A 6,928-nucleotide genomic window follows, 5' to 3' on the forward strand; every position below is an offset into this window, starting at 1 on the left:
CCCGGTGTTGGTCAGCGTCATTGCCTGGCCGGCTTGAACGGTATTCTCGGTCGGCACCGTCAGGCCCGTTGCCATCACGTCGTTGAAGACCAGCGTGGTGCCGGCGGTCGAGGACAGAAGTTCCGAGACCTGGTTGGCGCCACCCAGGGCAATCAATCCAACTTCCGCCGTCAGCGCGAGTTGGTCGGCCACGATGAAGCCGGTCCCGGTCTCCTGGACATTGGTGCCGGACGTCAGCGTCACGGTGGGACCAGACAAGATACCGCCGATCGTCACGTCTCCGGTGTTGACCAGCGTCATCCCCTCATCCGCACGGACGGTTTGTCCGTCCGGCACCGTCAGGCCGGTCGGCATGACGTCGTTGAAGAACAGGTTGCCGCCGATCGTGGAGCTCAAAAGCTGCCCCACCTGATTCGCGCCGGGCAGGTCGACCGATCCATCCAGTGCCGTCAGGGTGAGTTGATCGGCCTGGATGATCCCACCACCAGGTTCGGTGATGTCGCCGCCGGAGGTCAGCGTGACGCTGAAGATCGACGGCGTCCTGGACGGCGCCTGCCGTATCGTGCCGGCGATCGTCAGGTCCCCTGTGTCGATCAGGGTCACAGCCTCGCCGGCCTGCACCACGTTGCCGGCCGCCACGTTCAAGGTCGGCGCCACATCATTGAGCAGCAGCGTGGTGCCGGCACTGGAGTCCAGAAGCTGCGCGACCTGGTTGGCGCCGCCCAGTGCGATCGATCCGGTCGCCGCCAACGCGAGCTGGTCGGCGATGACGATTCCTGCCCCGGTCTCACTGATGTTGCCGCTGGAGTCCAAGGTGACGGTGGTGCCCGACACGGTGCCGGCCAAGGACATGTCGGAGCCGAGGGTCAGACTAAGCGTGCCGCCGGCGGAAAGGTCGCCGATCGTCGTCGCCGTGTTGCCGCCGTTCGTCAGGACGATGTTGCCGCCCGCCGCGCCCGTGAGCGTTCCGACCTGGAACGCCGCGCCCTGGGTGATGTCGCCCAGGCTGCGCAGATCGAGCGTGCCGATCTGGGTAACCGGCCCGCTGAGGTTCACCAGGCTGGCCCTCGTGACCGTCGTGGTCCCGCCGAAGGTGTCGGCACCCAGCCGCAGCGTCGTCGCGGTTATGTCGGACAGGACGTCCTGGTTGACCATGAAGCTGCCGGTCATGATCGTCCCGGCCGGATCGCCGGCCACCAGGGGCACGTTCGTTGCGGGCGCGATCTCGACCAGCCCCCCCGTGACGGTGACGCCGGTGTCGAACGCCAGGGCGCCGGCTTCAAGCGAGATGCGGCCGGCGCCCGCGTTCAGGCTGGCGGGCGTGCAGAAGGGCGCGACGCGGGCACAGGTCTCCGTCAGGTTCAGCGTCCCGGTCGTACGCAGCCCGATCGCGCCGGCGCTGATCGCGCCCGGGATGGTGATGTCGGTGTCGCCATTGTCGAACTCGAAGTCGCCGGCGACCTGGGCAGCGATGCCGCTGGTGATGCTGTTCGGCGTCCCGCCGGTCGCGCCGCCCCGGAAGAGCAACGCGTCGCCGCCCGACCGAACCGCCAATGTCTGGCCCTGGATGCTGCCGCCGGTCTGGTGGATGCCGCCCGTCCCGGCATGCAGGGTCACGCCCGTGACCGCGGAGATCGATCCGGCGAGCGTCATGGAGCCCGACAAGGTGGGATCGAACGTGCCCCCGGGTGCTGCCGCCTCCAGCGTGATGGAAGCGGTACTGCCCTCGCCCAGATTGGCCACGAGAGAGCCTGTCGAGCTCAGCGTCAGGTTGCCGCCGGCCTGGAGCAACATGTCGCTGTCCGTGGTGGTCAGGCTGCCGTTCACCACGAGGTTGCCTTCCGACGCGACGGTAAGCCCGCCACCGCTGTCGATCGGACCGTCCACCTGCAGATCGACGGAATTGTGGATGAAAACGCCGAAGCCGCTGATCTGCCCCAGGACGCCGATCTGGTTGTCGCCGAGCAGCGAAATCGTGTCGTCGGCATTCGCCACGAGGGTATTCGCCAGGATGCGGCCGCCGGTCACCTCCTCCAGGCCAGCGCCGACAGCCTGAACGTTGAACGTGCCGGTCACGTCGACATTGCCGGCTATCTGCAACGAAGGTGTGAGCACACTGTTCGGATCGGGAATCGTATAGGTGGCCAGGGTGAAATTGCCCTGGACGGAGCTGGCGCCGAGGACATTGATCTCGTTGCTCGCCGCGGGGCCCCCGGTGCCGTCGGGTCCGGGCGGCGTGATCGTCGTAAGCGTCACGTCGCCACCGCTTTGCAACGTCAGGGTCGCCGCCTGGATGGTTCCACCGTTCTCGGTAATGCCGCCGCGACCTGCTGCCAGGAACACGGGCGTGTCGAGCGTTGCGCCTTCGGCGTTTCGAGCGCCGAAAATGGCGCCTTGGATGAGGATCCCGCCCGCGGCGCCAAGATCGGGCGCGCCGGTCGTGAAATTGTAGCCGGCCTCGATCTGGAGGTTGTCCGCGGAGACGAAGCCGTTCGGGCCGATGGTGATGTTGCCGCTGGCAAAAAGCTGCGATGTCGGATTCGCGCTGCCCTCCGACAAGACCTCCCCATCGACCGTCAGGTTTCCACCATCGACCTGGAGAGAAAGCGTGGTGTCGCCGCGAACCAGATTGGATACGACCAGATCCTGCGTATCAACGACGGTCAGGTTGGTGGCATTCAGGATGTCGATCGTCGCGATCTTGTTGGCGCCCGTCAGGCTAATTGTCGCGAAACCGCCGTCCCCGCCCTGGGTCAGCGTGCCGGCGTTGATGACGCCATTCGTGCCTTCGGCAACGACCAGCGGCACGACGGCCCCTGGGATTGACAAGGGCGTCAGGATGACCTGGTGCGCCGCCGTCACCGTCAGGGTGCTGTTGATGTTGATGGTGCCGCCGATGAGGCTGAGATCGCCGTTCTCCAGCGTCACCGGGGCGTTGAGCGTGAGGGTCGGACTCTCGAGCGTGAGGTCGCCCGCAGTCTTATCGACACCCACGCTGACGGTGATGCTGGTCGAGGCCTGCAGCGTCAGGGCGCCGCTGAAGGACCCGATCGTCGACGTGCCGATAAAGCTGCTCGTCGGGCCGTCGGAGAATGCCAGCGTTCCGCTCGCCAGGTTGCCGCTGTTCAGATTGATCCTGGGATCGGTGTCCGCGACCACCTCGAGCGTGTCCGGATCCACAACGATCAAACCCTGATGCCCGGCCGGAGCGCCGGCGTCGATGACGCCGATCAGGGAGAAATTGCCCTGCCCGGAAACCTCCACCAGGCCGCCATCGCCGCCGTTCGGCCCGCCGCGCGCACTGATGTCGCCCGCCACCGTGGTCTCCTGCACCGAGTTCACCACGACATGGCCGCCATTGCCCCTGTCGGTCGCGTCGGCCTTGATCACCGCCCCTTTGGCGATGCCGGTCCCCTGCGCCAGCCGCTGCGTCGCCGCACCGGGCAGGCTGGTGCCGATCGCGATCGTGCCGCCGCCGGCCCGGCCCGAGGCATTGATGCGCGCCGTCTTCTCCACCTGCACCGCGTCCGCGAGCACGCCGATCGTGCCGCCCTTGGTGCCGGCGGCGAGACCCTGGGCCGAGACGTCGCCGGCCACGCTGATGCTGCCGCCCGTGCCCTCCAGCAGGATGCGGCCGGTCTTGCCGGTCGCCGCGTCGGTGTTCGCCTGGATGCGCCCCCCGGCCCGCACCAGGTCCTGCACCACCCCGTCCGCCGCCGCGGCGGTCAGTTGCACCGTCCCGCCATTGGCGCGGATGACGCCGGTGTTGGTGACCAGCGCCTCACCATTATTGGGGGCCTTGCGCACCGCGCCGGTCACGTCGAAGGACACCAGACCGTCGCCGTTCAGGTCGATCACGTGCGTTTCCGCGCCGCCCAGCACGACGGTGCCCAGCCGCGCCTCGATCACGCCGTGGTTGGCCACCTGCGGGGCCACCAGCGCGGCCAGCCCCGCCTGTTTGACCGTGATGTCGCCGTCGTTGACGATCCGGGCGTCCGGCTTGCCGGCGCGGTTGAAGGCCATCGGGCCGCCGGACATGAAGTTCTGGTTGCTGATGTCGGCGGTCGAGACGATGACCGACTGCGCCTGCACCTGCGAACCATGGGCGAACACCACGCCCGACTGGTTGACCAGGGCGATGCCGCCATTCGCCGTAATGTGCCCGGCGATCACCGACGGGTTGGGCGTCGTGACGCGGTTCAGCGTCATCGCCTGCGCCGATGGCTGCTGGAACTGGACCGTATGATCCTGCCCCACATCGAAGCTCCGCCAGTTGATGACCGCTCGGTTCGTGCTCTGATTGATGACCGTGGTGGCCGGGTTCTGGGTGATGCCGGCCGAACCGGCGACCACGCGCCCGCCCTGGGGCGCGGCGTTCGGCGCAATGGTCTGCGCCATCGCCACCGGGGCGGGCAGGCCCTGGCCCAAAAGGAACAGGGCCGCGACCGTCCGCCGGACGGAACGGGTGCGCCAGCGCGGATGCCAGGATGTCATCTCGGTGTTCCCCTGTTCCGTCATAGCCGCAGCACCAGCCGCCAGAAGATCGCGTTCGCGTGCAGCCGCGGCGAGGCCGGGCCGTTCGGCTGGATCGTCAGGCGGTGGACGCCTTCAAGCTGGACCTCGACGCGGTCGTTCACCGGCAGCCTGATGCCGCCGCCCCAGGATTGCAGGCGCTCATTGGGATCGGACGACTGGTTCTCCCACGTTTCGCCCCAGTCGTAGAACAAGTAAAAGGTCGGCTGGAACCGCAGCGGCCGATCGAACACCGTCGCCGAGAACGGCGTCGTCAACTGCAGCTCCGCCGAGGCGGCCAGCGCGTTGTCGCCGGTGACCTGGCCGGCGTAGAAGCCGCGCTCCAGCTCGCCGCCGCCCAGGTAGTATTTCTCGGCCAGCGGCAGCACGTCGTTGCTCCATTGGCCAGCCAGCGTGCCTTGCAGCGCCAGCGTCGCGGTCGGCCAGGGGTTGAACAGCGTCTGCACCCGCGTCGCTTCGAACGCCATCTTGACGAAGCTGGGATGCGCCCCCGCCCGCAGTTCGGTCGTTGCACCGAAGATCGACAGGCCCTGCGACAGACGCACCGTGAGCTGGTTGGCGGCCGGACGCGTGTCACCCAGGAACTGGTCATAGGCCGCGCCGATAGCGCCGAAGCGAAGGACCCGGACTGCGTCGTGGCCCAGGTGCAGATTGTTGCCGGCGACATTATCGCCCAGGGTGATGTCGGTGTAGAGCGTGTCGAACGAGCTCTCCAGCGTCAGGCTGTAGGGACGGCGGCGGATCAGCGGGTAGCGCGCGCCCATGCCGACCACGGTCGTTTCGCCATCATAGCCGAATTCGCCCAGCAGGCCGGAGGGCTGGATATAGCCGTGGCCGGCATAGGCGTGCACGGTCAGGCCGGAGCCGCCGACATAGAACTCCTCGTCCGCCTGGCCGAAGATCTGCGTCGCGCGGGCGGAACCGAACAGCGACAACTGGGTGCGTTCGGCGAACGAGGTGAACGAATTGAACTGGATGACGGCCAGCCCCTGCTCCGGCCCCGCGTTGGGATCCGCGCGGTTGTCGGCGGTGATATAGCCGGTGACCGCCTGGCGGCGAACCTGGGCGACCAGGGTCAGGGCGCCGGGGGCGGTGCCGGCGGGCCGCAGCACCGCGTCGACGGAGACACCGGGGATGTCCTTGGCCAGCAGCAGCCACCGTTCCAGGTCCGCGACGTTCAGCGGATGCACGTCGCGCAGATGGTCGAGGAAGCGCAGCACCTGCTCCCCGGCGGGACCGATGTTGCCGTCCAGCAGGACCTCGGTCACCTGCGCCTCACCGATGCGGAAATGCATCGTTCCGTCGGGGCCGAGAACGGCGTCGACCGTGGTGAAGGTGTAGCCGTTGTCGCGGTAGAGATCGAGCAGGCCGGTGCGTGCGGCCTCCACCCGGCTGAGCGGGACGGCCGAACCGGTGAGGCCGCCGACGACGCCGAGCAGCTTTTCCTGGGGGAAGATGCTGCTGCCTTCGACCGCGACGGAGCGGATGGCCATGGTTTCCGCGGGGGCCGCGAGGGGCGCGGCGCCGGAAGGCGCGGCGCCGAGGCCGGGGCCGACATTGGGCGGCTGGCGCGGTGCGATCTGGGGGATGGGCGTGCCCTGCTGGGGCGTAACGACCTGCGGCGCCGGCTGCGCGAGGGCGGCCCCATGGAAGAAGCCGACCAAGGGGACAAGCAGGGCCACGCGAACGCGGCGAACGATTCTATGTTTAATCATACGCGCGCCGAAGGGTAAGCCGTTGCGGCGAAGGACGGATGACGCTGGGAGGACATTTCAGAGTCGTGCGGCGATACGGAAGAATACGTATTCGCAATTGTCGCACCGTCCGCCAGCCATCTACGCGAAACGCGCGGCCAACCGGTTGCCGAAGACATGAAACTGCAATTTCGGCGAAGACGCCGCGTCCCGTTGATATCGATTTCGGAATTATTCATACTTATCCCCTCCTTCATTTCAAGGTCACAACTCGAGACCTGTCAAGAGAGGTGGGCTTTCGATATATTTCCGATGTCATAATTGATCGTGTCGCCCGATATTGCCGGGTTGCGCGACGACCTCCGATCGCGGATGACCGGGCTAGGGCTGGCCGTCACAGGGCGCCGCGTGGGGCGACTGCCGTGATGCCCGATGTCCGCCGACCATCGACGCTTACCCCCGGTTTTCGCGGAAGGCCGCGTCAGCGGGGTCGGAATCGCCGCCTGCGTCGTGGCCCGGCTCGACCGGGCGACCCCATGACGCCCGGGAAAGAGATGGCCCGGTCGAGCCGAGCCATGACGGGGTTTCCGATCGCCTTGGCCCGGCGGGGGTATGATCGGGGAATCCGATCACGGGGTCCGGCCAACGGTTCTATTTCGTTACAGAAATATCCGATGTCATTTGATCTGAAAATGGATTTT

2 protein-coding genes are annotated in these 6,928 nt (G+C 67.2%); both read right to left on the reverse strand.

Annotated elements, in window-relative coordinates; all coding sequences use genetic code 11:
- Positions 1–4,494, reverse strand: a 4,494-nt coding sequence (locus tag VHB27_RS17320; RefSeq protein WP_325602755.1) for a beta strand repeat-containing protein, incomplete at its 3' end; no start/stop codon positions are given.
- A 20-nt stretch (positions 4,495–4,514) separates the two neighbouring features.
- Positions 4,515–6,215, reverse strand: coding sequence for a ShlB/FhaC/HecB family hemolysin secretion/activation protein (locus tag VHB27_RS17325; protein ID WP_325602757.1), 1,701 nt, complete (start codon positions 6,213–6,215; stop codon positions 4,515–4,517).
- Between the last annotated feature and the right edge of the window lie 713 nt (positions 6,216–6,928).

The organism is Rhodopila sp., from assembly GCF_035548235.1.
GTDB lineage: Bacteria > Pseudomonadota > Alphaproteobacteria > Acetobacterales > Acetobacteraceae > Rhodopila.